This is a genomic window from Streptomyces sp. NPDC005423 (genome assembly GCF_040606415.1).
In the GTDB taxonomy this organism is placed as follows: Bacteria; Actinomycetota; Actinomycetes; order Streptomycetales; family Streptomycetaceae; genus Streptomyces.
The window spans coordinates 16,702-39,086 of record NZ_JBEXET010000044.1 but is presented as its reverse complement, the minus strand read 5'-3'; the positions used below and the strand labels follow the sequence as shown (position 1 = coordinate 39,086).

Below are 22,385 nucleotides of genomic sequence, written 5' to 3'. Positions count from 1 at the left end.
CACGGTGGTGATCCGATCTTCAATGCCGGAAGTGTCCGATCATGCGATGCAGTGCGCGTTCGAAGGCGTCCGCCGGTTCGACGAACGACAGGCGAACGTGGTCGGGTGCGCCGAAGGAACCGCCCGGTACGACGGCCACCCCGGCTTCGTCCAGGAGTTCCCGGGCCACGGCGCCCGCGTCCGGCAGGTCGGGTCTGCGCCGCAACAGGGGTGCCAGGGAGGGGAAGGCGTAGAAGGTGCCCTCGGGTTCGTGGTGGTCGACGAGGTCGGGTACGGCGGCGAACGCGCGGCCGAGCCGTTCCCGGTTGGCGAGGAGGTGGCGCCGCAGCTCCGCCACCGGTTCCTGGTCACCCCGGAGTGCCGCCAGGGCCGCGACCTGGGCGACGCGGTTGGGGTGGTTGGCGATGTGCGACACGACGGCGGTGACGGCCGCGGCGACGGGCGGCGCGGCGACCAGCCAGCCGATCCGCCAGCCGGTCATCGCGTACGTCTTGGAGACGCCGTCGACCACGATGGTCTCCGCGCCCGCGCTCCGCAGCACCTGGGCGGCCGGTTCGGTCTCCTCGACCCAGCTGAGCCGCCCGTACACCTGGTCCAGCACCACCGTGACCCCGCGCCGGGCGCACCATGCGCCGATCTCCCGCAGCCGCCGCGGTGCGAGCACCGCGCCGGTCGGGTTGGACGGCACGCAGAGCACCAACAGCCGTATGCCGTCGTCGTGTTGGCGCTCCAGCAACTCCTCGGTGGGCTGGTGGCCGGTGGCCGCGGTGGTGGGCACGGTGACGGTACGGCCCCCGGCCAGCCGGACGGAGTGGCCGTAGGTGGGCCAGGCCGGCGTCGGCACCAGGACGCCGTCGCCCGGTGCCAGCAGGGCCAGGAAGGTGGCGAACAGTGCCGCCTTGGCGCCCCCGGTGACCACGACGTTCTCGGCGCCGACCCGGTCGCCGTCGGCCGCTCCGGCCGCCGCCACCCACTCCCGCAGCTCCGGCAGGCCGGCCGGCGGTCCGTAGCCGTGCCCGTCCGGCGCCCGGGCGGCCCGGGCCGCGGCCTCGCGGACGTGCTCGGGCGGCGGTCCCGGGGGCTCCCCGGCGGTGAGGACACTGATGTCGCGGCCCTGTGCCACCAGTTCGCGCACCCGGGCATTGAGCCCGGAGGTGGGAGACAGCTCCGTCTTGGCGGCCGGCTCGGCCTTCATACGGCCGCTTCCGCGGTCGCCTCGTACCGTGCCGGGGCCAGGGGGCCGCCGGGCGGGCACCCCTGGCGGGCGCAGGCCGCGGTGAAGGCGTCGAGACAGGCCGCTATGTCGGCGTGACCGACCTGGCCCATGACGGCGAGGAAGAAGTAGCCGGCGGTGACCGCGTCGGGCGGCGTGTAGATCTCGATGCCCAGTGAGTCCAGCTCGGCGCGGACCCGTTCGTAGTCCAGACCGGCGGGGAGCCGGACGGGCACGACCACCGAGGAGCGCCGCTCCGCGGGCAGCTCCACCAGCCGGAAGCCGCGCTCCTCCAGCCCGGTCCGCAGGATGCCGGCGGACAGGGCGTACCGTGCCGCGCGCCCCGCCGGTGTCTCCCGCTCGTAGTGGCCGAGCGCCTCGGCCAGGGCGCAGACGACCTGCACCGGTACGGTGAAGGGCACCTCGGCGTCGCGCTGGGCGTGCAGTTGGCGCGCGATGTCGAAGTAGTAGCTCTGGCCCGGCCGGGCGTTCTCCAGCACCTGGCGCCGCCCGACCACGAACGACACCCCGGGTACCGCTTCGAGCCCCTTGTTCGCGGTCACCGTCACCACGTCCGGCCCCTCGGTGTCCAGAGCCAGCGGGTGGGCGCCCACGCTGCTGATGGTGTCCGCCAGGGTGAGCACGCCCCGCTCGGCCGCCAGCCGGCTGAGCTCGGCCAGCGGGGTGAGCACGCCGGTGGCCGTCTCGTGGTGGACGAAGACCAGCGAACGGAGCTCCGGCGAGGCGTCCAACCGGGCCGCCACCGCCTCGGGATCGACACCCTCGAAGGTGCCGAACCGCATGCGCTGTACCGGGAGTTGGGCGCGTTCGGCGATCTGTGCCATGCGCTCGGAGTAGTAGCCGGTGACCAGCGCGAGCACCGGGCCGTGCAGACAGTTCACCGCCGCCTCGATCGCGCCGGTGCCGGAGCAGGCGAACAGGACGGCTTCGTACTCCCGCGCTCCGCCCAGCAGCCGGGGCACCGCCTCACGCACCTGGGCGAGCACCGCGCGGAAACCCGGCGCGCGATGTGACATGTCGTCAACCACAAGTGCCTGTTTGGTACTTGCCCGGGTATTGGTCGGACCGGGATTGAACAGTACGCGGCTCATACGACCTCTCTGGTGATGCCGTCACGCACGGGCTCCGGCTGCGGGCAGTAGACCCGCAGCCAGACTTCGAGGTTCATCAGCAGCCAGGCCTGCCGCCCGAACGACGGATGGTCCCCGCCTCGTGAGGCCCACCACCGGCGCAGCCGGCCGGCGTCGAAGAACTCGTGCAGGCGGGCTCCGTCGTCCAGCACCAGGCCGGCCGTCCGGGCCGCCTCGGGCCGGGCCAGCCACTCGTTGAGGGGCGCGGGGAACGGCAGTTTGCCCCGGGTCAGCACCTCGGCCGGCACCCGGTCGGCGAAGGCACGGCGCAGCAGCCACTTGGTGGTGTCGCGCCGCTCGCTGTAGGCGGCGGGCGGTTCGGCGAGGGCCCGGACCATGGCGAGCGGCCCGTGCCAGCGCAGTTTGGCCCGCTGCGGCAGCCGGTACGCCCAGGTCACCAGGTGGTGGTCGAGGAACGGCACGCGTGCCTCGACCCCGGCGGCCATCGCCGTGCCGTCCAGTACGTGCAGCAGGCCCGGCAGATGCACGGTGACCATGAAGTGCGTCAGTCTGCGGTGCAGTCCCGCCCGGCGTGGCCGGTCCCAGGCGCGCCGCAACGTGCCCACCAGCTCGGCGTCGTCGTCCAGCCGGGCGGCCACGTCCTCGCGCAGCAGCCGGTGCTTCACCTCCAGCGGGAAGTAGCAGTAGTCGGCGAGCAGTTGGGCGAAGACCGCGGAGCCGGCGTGGCGGCGCCAGCCGTCCGCCGCGCGCCGGCGGGGACGCAGCCGCCGCTTGGCGGCCTCGAAGGGCAGCCGGTAGAGCCGCCCGTACCCCGCGAACAACTCGTCGGCGCCCTCACCGCACAGCACCACACGGGCACGGGCGCGCACCCGTTCCGACAGCCGGATGAGGGCGACCTCGTTGTGCATGCCGAGCGGATGGTCGCGGATGCGCACCATGTCGGCCAACTGCTCCGGTGTGACCGCCACTTGGGTACCCACCACCTCCAGCGGCAGGCCGAGCCCCGCCGCCGTCGAGGCGGCGGCGGCCGCCTCGGAGTAGCCCGGTACGTCGTACTCGGCGGTGTACGCGCGCACGCACCGGCCCAGCCGGCAGAGTTCACCGGTCAGCACGGTGGAGTCCAGACCGCCCGACAGATACGCCGACACCGGCACGTCCGACCGGCTCCACGTCTCGACCGCCTCCTCGACGGTACGGCGGAGCGTGGCCGCGCGCCGCCACGGCGGCGGTCGCCTGGTGGTCCGCCGGGCCAGGTCCCACCACGTACCCGTGCGCACGCGACCGGCCCGCCACCGCAGCCAGCTTCCCGGCGGAAGCTGCCTCAGCTCCGCGAAGAGCGTCCGCGGCGCCGGCACATGACGCAGCGTCAGGAAGGCGGACATGCCGAGCAGATCGGGTGTGGGCGGGCCCGGCAGCAGCGGCAGCAGACCCTTGGGCTCGGAGCAGAAGGCGAACCGTCCCTCCTGCTCCAGGTAGTACAGCGGCTTGATACCGAACCGGTCGCGCACCAGCGTCAGGCTGGCGTCCCTCCCGTCCCACACCGCCAGCGCGAACATGCCGTTCAGCCGGTCCAGGCACTCCAGCTCCCACTCCTGGTACGCGGCGAGCAGCACCTCGGTGTCCCCGGTACCGCGGAAGGAGTGGCCGAGGGACTCCAACTCCTCCCGCAGTTCGGCCTGGTTGTAGATCTCACCGTTGAACGTCAGGACCAGCCGGCCGTCCGCTCCCGTCATCGGCTGGTCGGCGCGGTGCGAGGTGTCGAAGATGGCGAGCCGGGTGTGGCCGAGCACCGCTTCGGGCGTCCACCACAGCCCCTCGCCGTCCGGACCCCGATGCGCCAGCAGCCGGACGCACTCCCGCGCCGCAGGGCGGCCGAGGCCGTGACCGGCGGCGTCCGCGCCCACCGCGCCCCAGATCCCGCACACCGCCTACCGTCCCTCGGTCCGGGCCGCGGCCGGGGCGAACAGCCGTTCCGCGACGGCGAGATCGGCGGTGTCGTCCACCTCGTACCAGCGCAGACCCGCGACGTCCACGGCCGCCAGCGACAGGCCGGCGTCGATGCAGTCCCGCAGCAGATGTTCGACATGCGCGTCGGGCTGCCGCTCGGTGAGCCGCGCCAGGGCCGGCGCCACGGTGCCGAGCAGGTCGGCGTGCGAGAACACGTGCGCGTTCACCGTCTTGTACGCCCCGCTCACGTCGGCGTCCGGTTCGCGCCAGTCGGCCCGGCTGATCGCGGTGGCCCGCTGCCGGGAGTCAAGCGTCATGAACGAGCCCGACAGACCCGGCCGGTACGCCGCCACGGCCGTGCTGCTCCCCGGCCGGGCCAGCAGCCGGTCCAGTACGGCGCTGTCGAGTACGACGTCGCCCTCGATCACCACCGGTACGTCCAGCGGGTCCAGCGCGGCCAGCCCGGTCCGCAGCGACACGGCGGTGCCCGTGGTGGCGTACTCCTCGTTCACGACGAACCGCACGTCGTAGTCGGGCCGCAGGCCGCGCACGGTGCTGGTCAGCACCTCACGCAGATGACCGGTCACGATGACGGACCGCCGGATCCCGGCCCGGTGCAGTGCGTCGAGGGTGCGGACCACCAGGGGCGTGCCGCCGACCGGTACGCACGCCTTGGGCAACGGGCCGGTGTGCGGGGCCAGTCGGCTGCCCAGCCCGGCGGCGAGGATCACCGCCGTGTGCGCGGGACACTCGGCCGGACCGGCCGGCCGGCCCGTGGGCAGTTGCCGCACACGGGAGTTGAGGAAGTCCGCGTCGGCGGGATGGGTCAACAGCCGTGCCGCCGCGGCCGGTTCGGCCCAGACGGCGAGCGGGTTGTCCGGATCCTTGGGGACGAGCGGGCCACCGCCCGTGCTGTACAGGTACATCTCGATCGTCTTCAGCCGGTCCGGGAGAATCGTGCCGGTGCCGCTGATGGAGGAGCGTGTGTAGGAGCCCAGGGCGCCGACGTACCGCAGGTCCGTCAGACCGCTCTCCTCGGTGATCTCCCGCTCGGCGGCCTGGCGCGGTTCCTCGCCGTCCTCCAGGTGCCCCTTCGGCAAGGACCACGACCGGCCCTGCTGGCACACCACCACGACTCGGCCGTCGGGTCCGGCCACGACACCCCCGGCCGCGCGCGCGGGCGGCGTCACCGCCCGCCCGCCGACGCGCCCTGGGCCATGACGCGCTGCTGGGCGGGGGGCTTGTAGAAGTCCGTCGGGTGCGGGTCGTCACCGAAGTCGCCGAACATGCGGCGCAGTCGCGGTGACATCCGGGCGAGCACCTCCGGTGGCTGCTGGAGGTAGTCGTGCGGACGGTGCCACAGCTGGCCGTAGCGGAAGATGAAGGTCTGGCGGGGCTGCCGGGTGTTCCTGGCCACCGCGTGCCAGAGGGAGTACGGGAACAGCAGGACGTCCCCGGGCGCGGCTCGCACGGTCACCGCGTCGGAGGGCAGCTCACCGCGCTCGAAGGGGCCGTTGAGCTCCTCGATATAGCAATTGGGGACCGTTTTGCGTGGCATCCGGTGGTGGCTTCCGGGGATCATCAGGAAATTCCCGGAGTCGTCCTCGGAGGTGTCGCTGAGGAATACCTGCGCCTTGACCTGGAGATCCGAACTGGCACCTGAGAGCCGTACGCGCTGAAGGTACTCGCCGCCGTCGGTGTGCCATGACTCCAGCGGTTCCTCGTGCAACCCGCGGATGAAGATCTCGGTACCGAGTACCTGCACGCTCATCCCGAGTACCGACGCCAACGGGCCTATGAGACCGGGGTGATCGAGAAACTCGGCCAATTCCGGATGGTGTGCTATCGCGTCACGGACACGTAAGGTATGCGCGCGGTCGGTGAAGCTCTCGTGGTGCTCGATGGTGGGGGTGGCGCGCTCCTGGGCCGTCCGCAGGATCTCCCGGCCGCGCTCCACCGCCCCGGCGTCGAACAGCCCGCGTAAGTGCAGGTAGCCGTTGGCGCGGTAGGACCGTAACTCGTCGTCGGAGAGGGGCTTCCAGTCCGGAACCGGAGTCTCCTCGGTCCCCTCGGCGCGCTGAGCGTCCGCCGCCTGCTGGTGCATGTCTCCTCCATCGTTCTTGGTGCGGGTGGAGATGTTGGCGCGCGGGCAAGCCATTCCGTGTCCGCCGCTCCGGAAGTCGGGTTCCGCGGATCTCACGCAGGACGTACCGGAACCGCGCGCCTGACCGCCCCGTCTCACTCCGGTAGCCAATTCCGCCGGAGGTTCCCTGCGGAGCCATCGTCAAGTCGCCGTGCGTTCAACCTTTTATCAGCGTTCGACCGGTGTCAAGTACATGTTCTCGGGCCCGTTCGGCAGCCTTCCGGCGCATTACCGACTGTCGGTTTTCGGACTCGCCGTGAACTGGTACTCCCGGCTCGACCGCAGTTGGAACAGGGGGACGGCGGAGCCGAGGGCGGCCAAAAGTCCCATGGTCGCCCGGCGGCGGACGGGGCAGAGTTCATCCATGCCCTCTGCGCCCGGCGCCAGCCCGAACGATCTGCACCCGACGCTGAGCCGCATCTGGCAACAGGTGCTGGGCACAACGGAGATCGAGGTGGACGACGACTTCCAGGACCTGGGCGGCGATTCACTGCAGGCGCTCGTGGTGGCCCGCCGCATCGGCGAGGAAGGCTTCGAGGTGCCTCCCTCCGCCGTCATGCGCCGGCCGACGATCCGACTGCTGGCGGAGGCCATCGCCGACCCCCGGCTCTTCGCCGAACAGGGTTCGCTCTGAGCGCGCCGGTCCGCCGCGCACACACCACCACCCCTCCGACGGTCAGGACCGGGCCTGGGCCTCGCGTCGGGCCAGGGCCCAGCGGGCCGCGGCCGGTACCGGCGCGCCGGCGGCCAGGAACAGACCGCCCAGCAGCACACAGCCGCCCCAGCCCCAGCCGGTCATGGCGGACGAGGCCACCACCGGGGTCAGCAGCTGCCCGAGGCTGCGCCCGACCCCGTACACACCCTGGTACTGGCCCACCGCGTGGACGGGCGCCAACTCGTACGACAGCCCCCAGGAACCCGCCGCCTGGAGCAGCTCGCCGTAGACGTGCACCGCGGCCCCGGCCGACAGCAGCAGGCAGGCGGCCTCCGCGCCCCGGCCGTCCGCCAGCGCGAACAGCCCGCACGCCACCGCGAGCAGCACACCCGCGCGCCACTGCGCGGTCGCGGCACCCGGCACCGAACCGGTGCTCCGGCTCGCCCGCTGCTGCCACAGCGCCGCCGCCGTCGTGTTGAGCAGGACCAGACCCGCGTACAGCACCAGCGGCGCGCCGGTGCGGTCCGCGATGTACAACGGCAGCGCCACGGTGAACATCCCGACGTTCATGCTGAGCACCGCGTTCAGCAGCGTCAGCACCGCGTAGGGGCCGTCCCGCAGCGCGGCCCACTGGGGCCGGCCCGGAGGCCGGCGGACCGGCGCGGGCGGCGGGACCCGGCGGGTGGCCAGCGCGGAGACGAGATAGCAGCCGGCCGCCGCGAAGACCGCTCCCCGGTAGACCGGGCGGCTGTCGGCCGCCAGCGCCACCGCGGCCGTCGCCGCGCCCAGCCCCCATCCGACGTTGGTCACGGCGCGCAGGTAGGCCCGCCCCCGCACCCGCTGTGCCGGAGGCAGCGAGCCGCCGATCAGCGCGCCCTCGGCCGCCTCCCCGGCCGACTCGCACACCGCGACGGCGCCGGCCGCGACCAGGAACCCGCCGAACCCGCCCACCAGCACGTACCCGCACAGCACCGTCGCCTCGGCCAGCCGGACGGCCACCCGCAGTCCGCGCGGTCCCAGCACGTCCGCCAGGTGTCCCGCCGGGATCCCCACGGCCATGCCGAGCAGCGCGGCCGACGTCAGTCCCAGACCCACCTGCCCCGCGGACAGACCCACGACCCGGGTCAGGTACAGCGGCAGGATCGTGTAGAGCAGGCCCCGGCCGACACGGCTGGCGAGCGTGGCGGCCGCCAGGGGACGCAGCGGTCCCGCCTCGGGCAGCGCACCGGCCCAGTACCGGACGCGTGTCCCGGCCGGCAGGCCCGGCTCCGGGGGAGCCGGTACCTGTGGCCTACCGGGGCTGTGCGGCATCGCCGTCCCGCAGGGACGCGGTCAGTGCGGCACGGTCGGTCTTGCCGTTGGCGGTACGGGGCAGCCCGGCCACCAGCCGCATCACCTGCGGCACGAGGTAGGCGGGCAGCACCTCGGCGAGCGAGCGCCGCAGCTCGGTGGGCCGTGGCACCCCCTGGCCCGCTTCCCCGGTCGCGCCCGCTCCGGCACCGGTGTAGAACAGCGCGAGCCGCGAGCCCCGGGCGTCGTCCGCGCCCGGTGCCGCTACGACCGCGCACTCGCCGACGCCGGGCAGCCGGCCGGCGGCGGCCTCCACCTCGCCCGGCTCGACCCGGTGCCCCAGCACCTTCAACTGCCGGTCCAGGCGCCCGAGGAAGTGCAGGACGCCGTCGGCGTCCCGGCGGCCGACATCACCCGTGCGGTACAGCCGCAGGGGCCCTTCTCCGAGGTCGACGGTGACGAACTTCTCGGCTGTGGCGTCCGGTTGGCCCAGATAGCCCAGGGCCAGGCCGTCCCCCGACACACAGATCTCGCCCTGGGAAGCGGGCGACCCGTCGTCGCCCAGGAGGTGCACCCCGGTCGCCGCGACGGGGCGGCCGATGGGGATGCCGCCGGGGAGCGCGCAGTCGGCGGGGTGTACGCGGTGGGTGGTGGCGAAGACACAACTCTCCACCGGACCATAGCCGTTGACGAGGCGGACGTCGGGATGCCGGGCGAGGAAGCGGCCGACGTGCGGGGGCGACAGCCGCTCCCCGCCGGTGAACACCTGCCGCATGCCCAGGAAGCAGTCGACGTCCTCGTCGACGAAGAAGTTGAACAGCGAGGAGGTGAACCACGCGGTGTCCACCCCGTGCGCGCGCACCATGTCCCGCAGTCCCTCGGGGAGGAGGTAGTCGTCGTCGGCGATCACCGAGGTACCGCCGGTGGTGAGCATGCCCCACAGCTCCAGGCCGAACGCGTCCCAGGGCACCGGCGCCAGCAGCGGCATCGCCCGTCCCGCGCCCAGCCCCGGCAGACCGCCGGCGCCGAACAACCGTGTCGTCGCGCGGTGCGGTGACACAACTCCCTTGGGAACACCGGTGGTTCCGGAGGTGAAGAAGACAGTGGCAGGGGCGGAACCAGCCAACTCGTCCGCCGGCTCGGGTGTACGGGCCGCTCCGTCGGCGCACATCGCCTCCCACGGCGGCGGCTGCCAGACGGCCACCTCGCGACCGGGCGTGGACCGCCCCGTCACCACCACCCGGGGCGCGAGCGCGTCCACCACCGACTCGATCCGCCGAGCGGGCCACCGCTGGTCCAGCGCGCTGTAGGCGGCGCCGCACTTCAGCACCCCGAGCAGCACCGCCACGAGCGCGGGGGAGCGCGGCAGCAGGACCGGGACGAAGTCCCCGGGGCCGACGCCGAGGGCGGCGAGTTCCCCCGCGCAGACGTCGGCGGCACGGTCCAGCAGGCCGTACGCCGTGGTCTCCCCCCGGTGCACGAGGGCGGGGGCCGCCGGGTTCCGCCGGGCCTGCCGTTCCACCGCCCGGTGGATCAGCGGTTCGTCCGCGCCCGCCGACCGCGACCGCGGCTCGTGCTGCCCGGCACCGGTGTCGGTCCGTGCCATGCGTCAGTCCTTCCGGAGGAGGAGTCGGAGTCGGTTCCCGCGCGCCGGTGGGGGTGCTGTCCACGGGCGGTGCCGGGCACTCCGTTGAGCCCCGGGAGCAGAGCCTACGCAACCGTACTGACGCCCCGTCAAGATCAGTTCTCGGCAGCTCCGTAGAAGTGACCGGAACCAGCCGCACCACGCAACTCAGCGCGCACTTGAGCGCGTTCGGACGCATCCGACCCGGGCGCGTCGGTGAACCGTTGTTCGGGCGGACCCGTTGTGCTCGGGCCGGCGTTCGGCCGTACCGCTCAGCAGAGGAAGAGTGCATGGAGTTCCAGCAGAAGCTCGAAGAGACACGCGACCTGTTCTTCCCGGCACGGTTGCCGGGGGAGGCGGGGATGACGGCGCGCAACGTCGACGCGGACACCTTCCGGAAGGAGGTGACGGAGATCTACGCGGCGGTCTTCACCGATCGCGACGCCCACCCGTACAACCCGAACGAGGAACTGGCCGCGGAGTACCGGACCCTGCACCGGGAACACATCCTGATCGAGAACTCCAGGGGTGAGGTCGTCGGCTGGGTGCGAGGACGGATGGAGGACCCCGACACCTTCTACCTGGGCACCAGCGGCCTGCTGCCGGAGTACCGCGCGCAGGGCCTCGCCGCCACCGGGATGCCCCGCTTCTTCGAGTACCTGCACACCCTGGGGTACGAGCGGGTCACCTCCCAGCACCACCCGCACAACCGGGCCGCGATGATCCTCCAGCTCAAGTGCGGATTCAGCTTCGAGGGCATCAACCTGGACGAGCGGTGGGGGCCCATGGTCAAGATGGTCTTCTTCTTCGGGGACGGCCGCCGGGCCGAGTTCGAGCGGCGGTTCGGGTTCGAGCAGTACCCGAAGACGCCGCAGCCCGCCGGCCGGTGAAACAGCCCGACCTTCACGAGGAAACGTGCACATCACTTATCTGATCGCCGCCGACGGCAATCCGCTCTACGACGGAAAACACCGTGAAGGGGGCCGCTATCACACCTACGGCCAGCACACCTTCGTCCTGGACCTGGTCAGGGCGCTGTGCAGAGGCGGACACGAGGTCCGGCTCGTCGTCGACGACGTCGACTGCTTTCCCCTCACCTCCGCACTCCGGGAGCTGAGTTCGGCCTCCGTGACGCAGGACACCGGCAGCCGTACGGACACCGATCTCCTGCTGGTCGACGAGGCCGCCGACGAGATGCTGGCCCGCTTCCCCGAGGAGATCCCCGCGTTCCGGATCGTCCACCACGCGGGGCGCCGTTCCTCGCCCGGTGTCGTCGGGCGCTGCGCGCGCTTCCTCTGCATGACGGAGAACTCCCTTTCCTTGCAGGGGGCTTACCTGCCACCGGACCGGCCGGTACTGATCCATCAGGGTGTCGATCTGTACCGCTTTCCCCCCGTGCCCGCGCGGCCGGTCGGTGACCGCCCGCGGGTGCTCGTGCACGGCCGGATGGACTCCGGGCGCGAAGCGGTGCTGGGCCAGGTCATGGAACACCTCGACCGCAAGGCGCTGTTGGTCTACGCGCTGGGCGACGGTCCCGGCTTCTGGGCGGCCAGTGATCGCTTCGGCGCCGAGATGATCCTCATCAACCACGTGCCGTGCCACTCCATGCCCAACCTGCTGAGCGACATGGACGTCGTGATCTCGCTCGGGCGCGGCGCGATGGAGGCCATGGCGACGGGGATCCCGACGCTCTGCGCGGGTTACGGATACGCCGGCCTCATCACCGAGGACACCATCGGCGTCCTCATGCGGCACAACCTCACCGGCGCCCACTGCCGCCGGGACCCGGCCCGGGTGATGGAGGACGTCCACGACGCCCTCGACACCGACCGCCACGAGGTGCGCGCGCTCGCCGAACGCTGGCTGTCGGCCGACGCCTTCGTGGAGCGCGTGTGCGAGCTGTACGCGGACGTCGTCGGGTAACCGCCCATCGGCGACCGGGCGCACCGCGAGCCGCCGGGGTGCGGGTACGCGCCGTCTGGCTCAGAGCCGTTCCGAGGCCGGCCGTTGCCAGAGGGCGGTCCACGCGGCGGGTTCGGCCGGTTCCGTCGGTGGCCGGCAGCGCAGAGCGGCGCCCGTGTCGACGTCCAGGAGCCAGGGGTCCGCACCCTCGGACGAGAGGGGGGTGGCGGGCGGGGGCGGGCCCTCTTCCAGGAGTACGGCGGTTCCCGGCGGGCACAGGTCCCGGTCCGCGGCCGGCTGCCAGCGGAAGCGGCGGACCCCCGGCTCGGCGGCCCACAGCGGGCGGGCCGCGGCCCAGAAGTCCGTCAGGTCGGCCGGCGGGGCGTCCCAGACGGTGTCCCGGTCGGCGAGATCGCGCCACAGCCAGTACACGCACAGTTCGGTGACGTCACCGGTGCGCACCAGAACCTGGAAGCGCAGCAGCCCGTCGACGTCGAGCGCCTTGCCCAACTCGATGTTCAGGTCGGCGAGTTGTGGGCCCGCGTCAGCGCGAGCCGTCTGGACGCCCAGAATCGCGCAGGAGGGAGGGTTCTTCGGCATGCGTACCTTCCTCAGCCGGTGAAGCGTTCGAGCCGGCCGATGGGCTTCGTCGGTGCCCAGGACAGCAGGGGAAGATGACTGTTCACGGTCTGACCGTCCTTCAGCTGGGCCGAACTCGGGTGGTGGAGATGGAGCATCCGGTCGTCGTACTGGTCGAAGGCGGTGGCGAGTTGGAGCCGCAGTACGAGATCGATGTCCTCCCGCCCCCAGCCCTCGAACCGTTCGTCCATGCCGTTGACGGACTGGAAGACCTCGCGTGTCACCCAGACACAGAGCCCCGGTGCCCGCTGCACGGCGAACCAGCGCAGCGCGTCCGGGTCCGGTGCGGCCTGACCGTCGGTACATCGCTGCCGTACCGCCGCCGCCGAAGCGGCCGGGTCCAGGTACGACAGGTCCCGGAAGCACATGAAGCCGCCGGTCCCGGGGCGCAGGAACCGCTCGGTGTTCCGGCGCACGAAGTCCCGGTCCACGAGCGCGTCGCCGTCGAGCACGCAGAGGTACGGCGCCCGTCTACGGGCGTGCGCCACCCCGCAGTTGACGGTCCAGCACTTGTTGAAGGGGCGGTCGGAGAAGGCGAAGAGCCACTCGTCCGCGTACTTCAGTACCGTCTCGCGCCAGCGGGGCGCGCTGTCCGACTCCACCACGGTCACGTGGTAGCGGTCACGGGGCACGGTCTGGTCGCCGAGCGCGGCCAGACAGGCCACCAGGTTGCGGGCGCGTGTCCGCTCCTCGCTCCGGTCGCGGAACGGGATCACGATGTGGGCGAGCGGTTCGGTCTCCGTCGCCGCCGGTGGTCGCGCCGTCCAGTCCCGCCACTCGGGATCGGGCCGGAGCTCACGGTCGTAGCCCTCGCCGACGTGGTAGCCGAGCCGGGACTTCGTCACCACGTGCCAGGCGGCGCCGGCGAGGGCGGCCGTCCCGTCCTCGGACGCGCCGACCGCGGCGGAGGCGAGGTCCCCGAGCCGCTGCCATGCGCCGCGGCTCCCCGGGTCATCGAGCAACTCGGCGGTCGCTGCCGACAGTTGAGGATCCCCGTAGGACTGGATCTCCTTCAGCAGCCGGGCTGTTCCCTCCTGGGCGCGGTGCCAGTAGTACGGGTTCGCCTCACGTGCTCCGCGGTCGGCGTGGAGGACGAGCGCGTCGGCGACGGCGCGTCCGGTGGCGGTGGGGCCGAGCAGACGGTGGGGCAGCATGAGCGGGGCTCCTTACGGTGACGGTGGCGCGGCCGGTGACTTGCGGTCGACGTGCGCGGGGAACCGCGAACGCAGCGTCGAGAAGACGAGCACGGCGCCCAGCATCAGCCCGGCGAAGGAGCCCCACAGCGCGAGCGGCGACGTGTCGAGCAGGTACCCCACCATGGCCGGCCCGGAGACCGCCGACAGGGTCCAGGAGAGCTGGAACACGGAGACGTAGCGGCCCTGGGCACCGCTCGGCGCGGCGGCGACGGCCAGACTGGTCGTCGCCGGTGCGGCGAGCATCTCGCCCAGCGCCAGGAAGACGACGCCGGCGGTGACCGTCGTCATCGCGGCGACGGCCGAGCCGGGAACCGAGGCGAAGGCCAGCAGGACGACCGCCACCACGAAGGAGGCGGCGCCCGCGAGCGCGGTCGAGGTGCGGCGCAGGTGTTCCAGCCGCGCCGCGACCGCCGTCTGGAAGAGCATGGTGAGGAACATCTTGAACGTCAGCACGGACGCGGCGGTCCAACTGGGCAGCCCGATGTGCCGGACGACGTAGACCGGCAGGACGAGGGTGGAGATCAGCCAGCCGTAGGTGAGCAGCGTGTTGCCGAAGGCGAGTGCCAGGTAGGGGCGGTCGGAGCGCAGGGCCCGCCAGGCACCCGCCGTCGCGGGCGGTCGCTCGCGTCCGCCGTCGTCGGCGGTGACCGGGTTGCCGAGCGAGACGAAGAGCAGGCCGGCGGCGACGGAGGTGGCGATGTTCAGCGCCAGCATGGCCCGCAGACCGCCGGTGCCGGCGAGCGCGAGGGCCACGGAGGCGATGCCGGCACCGGCGGCGAGGCTGGCGCTCTTGGCGGCGTTGACGACGGCGTACCAGCGGTCGAGCCCCACCCCGTCGGAGACCTGCTCGCTGACGAAGACGGGCCACGCCGCCCAGTAGGTCCGGTCGGCGACGGTGACGACGACGATGCCGACGACCAGCGGCCAGAGGGCGTGCGCACAGAGGTAGAGCGAGTACCCGACCGCAGCCGCCACCGTCTGCGCCACCAGGACGACCCTGGCGCCGTAGCGGTCGACGAGCTGTCCGGCGAACAGGGGGACGGGCAGTCCGACGAGGCTCGCCGCCGTGATCACCGCGCCGAGTTCCCCGATGGGCACGTCGGTCGTGGTGGACAGATACAGGAACGTGAGCGGGAGGAACGCCCCGTAGCCCGCCGTGTCCACCACGACCGCGGTGACCAGCCGACGGTTCATCCGGACCCCCGACAGGCCGGCGGTCCGCCGCAGCGCGGTGGTCCAACGCCGGTCCGGCCGGCCCGCGGGGAGGTCCACGTCCACCGGAACTAGGCGGGCCGGCGCAGTACGGCGACCACACTGGCGTGCACCATCTCCAGATCGGCCCCGGGCCCGCCGAGCGCACCGGCGAGCAGCTCCACGGCACGCTCCTCCCGCGGAGGATCGGCCTGCCAGGGGCCGCCGCTGGCGAGCCACCAGGTGGCGTAGGCGGCGACGGACACCACGTACCGGCGTTCGACGAGGAAGACGTCGTCCACCGTCAGTCCGCTCCGCCGGGCCACGGCGGTGACGTCGTCCGCGGTCATCCTGCGGCGGGTGAAGTCGTCGCCGTCGTCCGGCAGGACGCGCTCGGTCGCCGCGCCCACCCGGCGGTCGAACGCGTCGGTCGCCGCGCTGCGTCCGGCCGAGGCGACGCAGAGCAGGCCGCCCGGCAGGAGCAGCCGGCGCACCTGCGCGAAACAGTCGTCGTAGCGCGGGTACATCCAGTGCACGGCCGCGTTGCTGAAGACCGCGTCGAACCGTTCGTCGGCGGTGCTCGCGCCCTCCTGGCGGGCCGGGAACACCTCGGGGTCCAGGAATGAGCCGAGCCTGAACTCGACCCGGGCGGCGCTCCGTTGGGGTTGTTCGGCGGCTCGGGCGCGGGCGCGGTCGAGCATGTCGGCGGACACGTCGAGCGCCGTGATCCGGGCCGCCGGCAGTCTGCCGAGCAGTTCCTCGGTGAGCGCGCCGGTGCCGCACCCCAGGTCCAGGGCGCGGTGGACGGTCTCCGGGGCGGGGTGCAGCCCGGCCACCAGTGCGGCGTTGCGTCGCTGGATCGCGGCGGTGGCCTCGTCGTAGGAGGCGGCCGTGTGCCAGCGGTGCCGGTGGATCGTCGCGGTCGCCGGCTGCGGCGAAGCGTCGCGGGTCACTCGCGGGTCACCGGCTTGAGGCCGATGACGGCCCTGGCCTCCTCGGGAGTGGCCGGTTCTCGGCCCAGTTCCCGGCCGATGCGTACCGCGCGCTCCACGAGCCGGGGGTTGGTGGCCGGGGACTTGGTCTCCCAGTCGTCGTACGGATTGTCCTCCAGCCCGACCCGCACATGGCCGCCGAGCGCGGTGGCGAGGGTGTTCGCCCGGGTCTGGTAGCGGCCGATTCCGGCCAGGGCCCAGGTGGTGCCCCGCGGCAGGGCGGCCAGTACGGCGGCGAGGTTCGCCGCGCTGACCGCGGCGGTGCCGAGCGAGCCGAGCAGCACGTTGGCGTAGAACGGCGGGTGCAGGACGCCCTTGTCGGCCAGGAAGGACGCGTAGTCGGCCATGCCGACGTCGAACACCTCCAGCTCCGGGACCACCTCGTGCTCCCGCATCGCCTCGGCCAACTCCTTGATGGTCTGCGGGGAGTTGACGGAGGGGCCGGTGGGGAAGTTCATCGAGCCGAGGGTCAGGGACGCCATCTCGGGCGTCCCCCGGCCGGTCACCGTGAGCGAGGCCGCCCGCTTCTCGGTCTCGGACCAGTTGCGGCCGCTCGTCGTCACCACCACGACGATGTCGGGAGCCTCCGACACGACGGCGTCGCAGATCTCCTGGAACCGTTCCGGCCGCCAGGTGGGTTCCTCGTCGGCGTCGCGTGCGTGCAGGTGGACCATGGAGGCGCCCGCGTCGCGGCAGCGGCGGACGTCGGCGGCGATCTCCGCCGGTTCCACGGGGACGGCGGGGACCTTCGAGCGGCGCGGGATCATTCCGGTGGGGCAGAGGTTCACAATGAGCTTGTCGCCTAAACTCACGCGGTGCCTGCTTTCAGAGGTGTGGGGGTGGGTCGCCGGGCGCCGGTCACCGGCCGTCGGCCGTGCCGACCGCCGGTTCCGTCAGAGGGCCGATGCTGTTCAGGTGACCCAGTACGTAGTCCTTGGTCTCCAGGTAACCGGAGTTGTGCGGTGTGACGAAGCCGCCCCAGGGCACGCGCTCGACCTCCATGCCGGCCGTTTCGAGCGCCGCGATCTTGAGCGGGTTGTTGGTGGCCAGCCGGAGCTGGAAGATGTCGAACGCGCGCAGCACCTCGATCGCGTCCGTGTAGTCGCGGTCGTCGACCGGAAGGCCGAGTGCCACATTGGCCTCGACGGTGTCGAGGCCCTGCTCCTGGAGGGCGTAGGCCCTGATCTTGTTGGCGAGGCCGATGCCCCGCCCCTCGTGGCCGAGCAGGTACAGCAGGATCCCGTAGTCGCTGCCGAGTACCGCGTCGAGTGCGGCGGAGAGTTGGCTCCCGCAGTCGCAGCGCAGCGATCCGAGGATGTCCCCGGTCGCGCACGCGCTGTGCAGACGGACGAGCGGCGGGGAGCTTTCGGAGTGCGCGGTCCGGTGCACGGCCGCCATGACGCGTTCCGGTCCGTCCTTCTCCCGGCCGAATACGTGCAGCTCCACCTCCCCGCCGGATATGGGTAAAGAGCAGCTGGCCTGACTGACAATATGCGACATCGGCTTCCCTCAAGGGCATGCGAAAGGGCACACGGCGTTCTGAGAGCTCCACGTCGTTCACGCGTGAGCGGCGCCGATACATCGTGGAAAAGTGTTGGTAACCAGGTTACAAGCCGTTTCTCCCAAATGAATGTTGAAGGCATCTCTGACGCGAAACCGATTCCCCGAGACAATGACAAAATGGACATGTCGGGCGTCCTGGGGCTCTCTGTTCGAGTTGTTCTCCGAAGGGGGGAGCCATGTTCGGCCAAACCTGGACGAGCCTCTTACCCGGAGGGCCCACGGCCCGGCATGGTCCTCTTCTAAGATCGTGTCGGCGACCGTCTTTCGACCGAAGAAGGTGAGCGTGGTCGGGATTCTCCTGCGGCTCGTCGCAGAAGCGGATTCTCCGTTATTCGGGGTGCGGTCATGCGGGTAGTTCTGCGCGACCGGCAGCAGTGGGGAAACCGGGGAGTGGTCTCCACCGGCTCCTCGGCGGCCACCCTCGCCGCGCTGCGTGTCCTGGAAGAGGGCGGTACGGCGTTCGACGCGGCGATCACCGCGTCCGCCATGATGACCGTCTGCATGCCGATGGCCTCCGGACCCGGGGGCGACGCCACGGCCCTCCTGCACGTACGGGGAGAGCCCACCGCGCACGCCCTGGTCGGCCTCGGCCGCACCCCGCGGGCGGCGGACCCGGCGGCGTTCCGGGAGCGAGGCCTGAACGACGTACCCCGCACCGGCGTCCTGTCCGCGACCACGCCCGCCCTGCTGGACGCCTGGTTCGAGGTCCACGAGCGCTTCGGCACCCTGCCGCTGGAGCGGCTGCTCGACCCGGCCCTGCGCACCGCCGCGGAGGGCGCCGTCATCACCGGCCAGTTCCAGCGGTGGACCAGGGAGAACCTCCACGTACTCGAACAGCCCGAGTTCCACGGCCTCTACCGGCGCGCCGCCGAGCCGCACTCGGTCGGCGAGGCGCTGCCCCAGCCCGGGCTGGCCCGCCTCTACGACCGGGCCGGCCGCCTCGGCCGGGAAGGAGTGCGCGGCTGGCTCGCCGAACTGGCCGACGACCTCGGCGCGCACAGCGGGGGCCTGCTGCGGGGCGACGACGTGACCGCCACCGGCGCCCGGCTCGTACCCGCCGTGGTCACGGAGGTCGCCGGCCGCCAGGTGGCCGTCCCGCCCGCGCCCACCCAGGGCCCGCTCATGCTGCAGAACCTCGCCCTCTACGAGGCGCTCCGCCCCGAGGGCGCCGAGAGCGGCTCGGCCGCCGGTGTCCACCTCCTCGCCGAGGCCGTCCACCAGACCTTCGGCTGGCGCCTCGACCACCTGCGGGACCCCGAGTCCGACGGCCCGCCGCTGCCCGATCCCCTCGGCCCGGACACCCTGGCCGCCCTCCGCGAGGGCATCGACCCCGACAAGCGCACGCCCTGCCGGTACGCCGGCCACTACTCGCACGGAGACACGACGCACCTGGTCGTCGCGGACAGCGCGGGCAACGCGGTGACCTGGGTGCAGAGCCTCGGGCTGGGGTTCGGCGCCGGCGTGGGGCTGCCCGAGGCGGGACTGCTGCTCTGCAACCGGCTCGGCCGCAGCGCGACCCTCGATCCCCGGCACGCCAACCGGGTGACGCCCGGCGCGCGGCCCGTCAACACCATCTTCCCCTGGTCGATCAGTGACGGACCGGCCGTCCGGTGGCTGGGCGGGACGCCCGGCGGTGATGGTCAGTGCCAGTGGAACACCCAGGTCGCGGCCGCGTTGCTGTTCGACGACAACACCCCCCTGCGCACCCTCTCCGGGCCGCGCTGGACGTACTTCCCGGGCAGCGACCGGACCGAGGCGGGCCGCCCCGAGCAACTGCACGTCGACGACACGATGGAGGCGGCGACCGTGGCCGAGCTGACGCGCCGCGGGCACGACGTCGTCCGCAAGGCGAGCGTCGGCGGCGTCAACCGCGTGGTGTCCTTGCGGAGCGGCTCGCTGTACGGCCTCGACGACGGCCGGCAGGAGGGCCTGACGGCGGCCCGATGAGGAGCCGCCGGCACCCGGGTCGCCGTGGCGGTGTCCCGTGGCACAGCGAGTGAAGGAGGGACCGTGGACCGGATCGGAGTCGTGGACACCATGTTCGCGCGGATCGACATGGGGTCGATCGCCGAGAGCAGACTGGCCGGCCTGGAGGGATACGGCGAACGGTTCGAGGTGGTGCGAGCGACCGTACCGGGCTTCAAGGACCTCGCCGTGGCGGCCCGGCGGCTGATCGAGAAGGAGTCCTGCGCCATCGTCGTCGCCTGTGGCATGCCCGGCGGCGCCGAACTCGACCAGGCGTGCGCGCACGAGGCCGCCCAGGGCATCATGCTCGCCCAGGTGCTGACGGGCACGCACATCCTGGAGGTCTTCGTGCACGCGCGGGAGGAGTCGGATCCGGTCAAGTTCGAGGAGCTGTGCCGCAACCGGGTCGGCTCCCACGCCGTGAACGCGTACTGGATGCTCTACGCGCCCGACGAACTGCGCAAGCGGGCCGGCCAGGGAATCCGCCAGGGCAGCGGGGACGCCGGACCGCTGCTCGGCTGACTGCGGAGCATCTGATTCCGTACATTCCTGCCGACTGGCCATTTCCCGCCATGACGGAAACGGGAGTGTGGCCGGTCGTTATCGCCTGCGTGTCATGCGGAGCCATGCTCAAGGGAAAATTCCGCTGAGCCGGCGCTCGCGCACGGCGCGCACGCGGAACACGGAACAGGGAGCGCGACCGGTTCCTGGCCCGAATATCTCGTTGCGAGCGTCCGAAACTTGTACTAGCTTGCCGGACGGGGCGCAACTCGAACAGAATTACCCCGCGCGGCCCATCCGCAGGGCATGTTCGAAGCTATACGCCAGGGACGGTTGAGTGTTCCCAGCAGGTGTTACACACGACAGGTCGCGACCGGAAGCGGAGGATCAGGAGATCACCGCAGGTGGCTCCCTCGGAAAGACGTCGTCCGCGGGGAAAGGGGAAGCCGCCGGGAGAAACGGCGGCGGGCGCCGGAGAGCGTCCGGGCACGGCGGCCTCGGAATTCTGGCACCGGCCGGGCTGGGAATCCTGCTGTTCGGAGTCTGGGACGCGGCGACCCGTTTCGGATTCGTCTCCACATTCTTCCTGCCCACTCCCTATTCCATCGCCGACGAGCTGGTGAGCCAGGTCCGGGACGGTTCCCTCCTCGACTACACGGCGCGGACCCTGACCGAGAGCGCCGCGGGCAGTGGACTCGGCCTGGCCGTCGCCCTCCCGCTCGCCTACCTCATCGCGCGCAACAAGGTGGCCGCGGCGGCCCTGCAACCGTATGTGGCGGCCTCCCAGGCGGTGCCGGCGGTGGCGCTCGCGCCGCTGCTCGCCCTGTGGCTGGGGTACGGCCTGCTCCCCGTCGCCGTGCTCTGCGCCCTGCTGGTCTTCTTCCCGATCGTCGTCAGCGCACTGGTGGGACTTGGCTCGATCGACCCCGACATCATGAACGCGGCACGCGTCGACGGTGTGAACCGTCTACAGATGCTGCGGTACATCGAATGGCCGCTCGCCCTGCCCGCGACCCTCGCGGGCATCCGGGCCGGACTCACCCTCTCCATCACCGGCGCCGTCGTGGGCGAGTTCGTCGTGGGCGGCGACGGGCTGGGCCAGTTGCTCACCATCGAACGCAGTGCCGCGGACACCGTCGGCCTCTTCGCGACGCTGCTGGTCCTCACCACGCTGGCGGCCTGCCTCTACGGCCTGATGCTGCTGATCGAGCGCTGGGCACGGTGGTGACCGCCCCTCCCGTCCGCCCGCGCCTTTTCCTTCTCGCTCCCATTCCAGTCAACCACCCACCTGACACGGACAGTTCACCGTGCTGCCGGAGAGAGCCTTGTCGATGAGAGTTGTCACCCGACCGTCCGCCCGGCGCTCCGGGGGAACCCGCAGAGCGCAGGCCGTGCTCGTGGCCGCCGCACTGGCGGCGACCCTCACGTCCTGCGCGGACCATCCGAAGGCGTCCGACAAGGGCACCGCCAAGCTCACGCTCGGACTGACCTACATACCGAACATCCAGTTCGCGCCCTTCTACGTGGCCGAGGAGAAGGGGTACTACAAGGACGCCGGGCTCGATGTCTCCCTGCACCACCACACCGCCAGCGAGGACCTGTTCGGCGGCCTGAAGGCGGGCAAGGAGGACCTGGTCCTGGCGGGCGGCGACGAGATGGTGCAGGGCCGGGCCGGCGCGATCCCGGTGGTCGACGTCATGACGCTCTACAAGCGTTACCCTGTCGCCCTGTTGGTGCCCACCGACTCCTCCATCCACGCCGCCTCCGACCTGCGCGGCCGTACCATCGGCGTGCCGGGGCCGTACGGCGAGACCTACTTCGCCCTGCTGTCGCTGATCGCGGAGGGCGGCCTCACCACCAAGTCCGTCTCGGTCAAGTCCATCGGCTACACCCAGCAGGCGGCCCTGGCCGGCAAGCGGGTCGACGGGGTCATGGGCTTCGTCAACAACGACCAGATCAACTTCGAACAGGCGGGCCTGCACGTACGTGCCGTCGACCTCGCGGGGCAGGGTGACGCCGCGTCGCTGGTGTCGTCGGGCATCGGAGCGACCGAGAACCTCCTGGCGAAACGGCCCGAAGACGTACGGAAGTTCGTCCAAGCCACCCTGCGCGGCGTCGAGTTCACCCTCGCCCACCCGAAACAGGCGGTCGAACTCAGCCGCAGTCACATCCCCGGCCTGGCGGGCGCCAAGAGCGAGGCCCTGGCGTTGAAGGTACTTCAGGCATCGGCCCCCCTCATCCGCGGCTCCGGGGGGCAGTTGGGGAGGAACGACCCGCAGGCCTGGCTCCGCATGGCGAGCTTCATGAAGGACAAGGGGCTGATCAAGAAGGAGACCCCGGCCGACAAGGCGTACAGCAACGACTACCTGCCCAAGGGATGACAGCCGGCCACCCACGACACAACCGGCGCCGGTACCCACCGCCGGCCCGGAGGGTGCGCACAGGACGTTGC

20 protein-coding genes are annotated in these 22,385 nt (G+C 71.9%); 7 read left to right on the top strand and 13 right to left on the bottom strand.

The window, feature by feature from the left end:
- Positions 1–19: 19 nt before the first annotated feature.
- The 5 genes from ABZT12_RS32335 to ABZT12_RS32315 are packed head-to-tail and all read right to left on the bottom strand — an operon-like array spanning position 20 to position 6,376.
- Positions 20–1,195, bottom strand: coding sequence for an aminotransferase class I/II-fold pyridoxal phosphate-dependent enzyme (locus ABZT12_RS32335; protein ID WP_356391168.1), 1,176 nt, complete (start codon positions 1,193–1,195; stop codon positions 20–22).
- Positions 1,192–2,325 carry an aminotransferase class V-fold PLP-dependent enzyme gene (locus ABZT12_RS32330; protein ID WP_356391166.1) on the bottom strand — a complete coding sequence of 378 codons (1,134 nt, stop codon included), beginning with the start codon at positions 2,323–2,325 and terminating at the stop codon, positions 1,192–1,194. Before ABZT12_RS32330 ends, ABZT12_RS32335 begins: the two co-directional genes overlap by 4 nt.
- Entirely contained in the window at positions 2,322–4,250 is a 1,929-nt protein-coding gene (gene asnB, locus ABZT12_RS32325) for an asparagine synthase (glutamine-hydrolyzing) (RefSeq protein ID WP_356391164.1), read from the bottom strand. Before asnB ends, ABZT12_RS32330 begins: the two co-directional genes overlap by 4 nt.
- Before the next feature lie 3 nt (positions 4,251–4,253).
- Positions 4,254–5,462, bottom strand: a complete 1,209-nt coding sequence (locus tag ABZT12_RS32320; RefSeq protein ID WP_356391162.1) for an NTP transferase domain-containing protein — start codon at positions 5,460–5,462, stop codon at positions 4,254–4,256.
- Complete coding sequence (locus tag ABZT12_RS32315; RefSeq protein ID WP_356391160.1) at positions 5,459–6,376, bottom strand: phytanoyl-CoA dioxygenase family protein; 918 nt, start codon at positions 6,374–6,376, stop codon at positions 5,459–5,461. The genes ABZT12_RS32320 and ABZT12_RS32315 overlap by 4 nt, the downstream gene beginning before the upstream one ends.
- A gap of 403 nt (positions 6,377–6,779) precedes the next feature.
- On the opposite strand from ABZT12_RS32315, the gene ABZT12_RS32310 reads away from it, so the two are divergent.
- Positions 6,780–7,049, top strand: coding sequence for an acyl carrier protein (locus ABZT12_RS32310; protein ID WP_356391158.1), 270 nt, complete (start codon positions 6,780–6,782; stop codon positions 7,047–7,049).
- 42 nt (positions 7,050–7,091) lie between these two features.
- On the opposite strand, the gene ABZT12_RS32305 is transcribed toward ABZT12_RS32310, so the two are convergent.
- On the bottom strand, positions 7,092–8,381 hold the full coding sequence (locus ABZT12_RS32305) for an MFS transporter (protein ID WP_356391156.1): 1,290 nt from the start codon (positions 8,379–8,381) through the stop codon (positions 7,092–7,094).
- Positions 8,362–9,966, bottom strand: a complete 1,605-nt coding sequence (locus tag ABZT12_RS32300) for an amino acid adenylation domain-containing protein (RefSeq protein WP_356391154.1) — start codon at positions 9,964–9,966, stop codon at positions 8,362–8,364. Before ABZT12_RS32300 ends, ABZT12_RS32305 begins: the two co-directional genes overlap by 20 nt.
- Before the next feature lie 308 nt (positions 9,967–10,274).
- Between ABZT12_RS32300 and ABZT12_RS32295 the strand changes: the two genes are divergently transcribed.
- Both ABZT12_RS32295 and ABZT12_RS32290 read left to right on the top strand, forming a co-directional pair.
- Complete coding sequence (locus ABZT12_RS32295; RefSeq protein WP_356391151.1) at positions 10,275–10,874, top strand: GNAT family N-acetyltransferase; 600 nt, start codon at positions 10,275–10,277, stop codon at positions 10,872–10,874.
- A 25-nt stretch (positions 10,875–10,899) separates the two neighbouring features.
- On the top strand, positions 10,900–11,907 hold the full coding sequence (locus ABZT12_RS32290; RefSeq protein ID WP_356391149.1) for a hypothetical protein: 1,008 nt from the start codon (positions 10,900–10,902) through the stop codon (positions 11,905–11,907).
- Positions 11,908–11,967: 60 nt separating this feature from the next.
- Here ABZT12_RS32290 and ABZT12_RS32285 read toward each other — a convergent pair whose 3' ends face one another.
- Genes ABZT12_RS32285 through ribA form a run of 6 tightly spaced genes read right to left on the bottom strand, consistent with a single transcriptional unit; the run spans position 11,968 to position 17,404 of the window.
- A complete protein-coding gene (locus ABZT12_RS32285) occupies positions 11,968–12,486 on the bottom strand; it encodes a hypothetical protein (protein ID WP_356391147.1) in 519 nt (172 codons plus the stop codon).
- A gap of 11 nt (positions 12,487–12,497) precedes the next feature.
- Positions 12,498–13,679 (bottom strand): galactosyltransferase-related protein, encoded by a 1,182-nt coding sequence (locus ABZT12_RS32280; RefSeq protein ID WP_356391146.1) that lies wholly within the window; start codon positions 13,677–13,679, stop codon positions 12,498–12,500.
- 12 nt (positions 13,680–13,691) lie between these two features.
- The gene (locus tag ABZT12_RS32275; RefSeq protein ID WP_356391144.1) at positions 13,692–14,999 is read right to left on the bottom strand and encodes an MFS transporter; all 1,308 of its coding nucleotides are present in this window, start codon (positions 14,997–14,999) and stop codon (positions 13,692–13,694) included.
- Positions 15,000–15,004: 5 nt separating this feature from the next.
- Positions 15,005–15,865 carry a class I SAM-dependent methyltransferase gene (locus tag ABZT12_RS32270; protein WP_356391142.1) on the bottom strand — a complete coding sequence of 287 codons (861 nt, stop codon included), beginning with the start codon at positions 15,863–15,865 and terminating at the stop codon, positions 15,005–15,007.
- On the bottom strand, positions 15,862–16,716 hold the full coding sequence (locus ABZT12_RS32265) for a 3-keto-5-aminohexanoate cleavage protein (protein ID WP_356391140.1): 855 nt from the start codon (positions 16,714–16,716) through the stop codon (positions 15,862–15,864). Before ABZT12_RS32265 ends, ABZT12_RS32270 begins: the two co-directional genes overlap by 4 nt.
- Before the next feature lie 46 nt (positions 16,717–16,762).
- On the bottom strand, positions 16,763–17,404 hold the full coding sequence (gene ribA, locus ABZT12_RS32260) for a GTP cyclohydrolase II RibA (protein WP_356391138.1): 642 nt from the start codon (positions 17,402–17,404) through the stop codon (positions 16,763–16,765).
- Between the two features lie 408 nt (positions 17,405–17,812).
- Here ribA and ABZT12_RS32255 point away from each other — a divergent pair, with 408 nt between their 5' ends.
- From ABZT12_RS32255 to ABZT12_RS32240, 4 genes are all read left to right on the top strand, one after another.
- A complete protein-coding gene (locus tag ABZT12_RS32255; protein ID WP_356391136.1) occupies positions 17,813–19,414 on the top strand; it encodes a gamma-glutamyltransferase in 1,602 nt (533 codons plus the stop codon).
- 63 nt (positions 19,415–19,477) lie between these two features.
- Positions 19,478–19,954: a riboflavin synthase gene (gene ribC / locus ABZT12_RS32250; protein ID WP_356391134.1), complete on the top strand. Its 477-nt coding sequence runs from the start codon at positions 19,478–19,480 to the stop codon at positions 19,952–19,954.
- A gap of 646 nt (positions 19,955–20,600) precedes the next feature.
- Positions 20,601–21,161 carry a riboflavin ABC transporter permease RibX gene (gene ribX / locus ABZT12_RS32245; protein WP_356391226.1) on the top strand — a complete coding sequence of 187 codons (561 nt, stop codon included), beginning with the start codon at positions 20,601–20,603 and terminating at the stop codon, positions 21,159–21,161.
- A 103-nt stretch (positions 21,162–21,264) separates the two neighbouring features.
- Positions 21,265–22,314 carry an ABC transporter substrate-binding protein gene (locus tag ABZT12_RS32240; protein WP_356391132.1) on the top strand — a complete coding sequence of 350 codons (1,050 nt, stop codon included), beginning with the start codon at positions 21,265–21,267 and terminating at the stop codon, positions 22,312–22,314.
- Positions 22,315–22,385 lie beyond the last annotated feature (71 nt).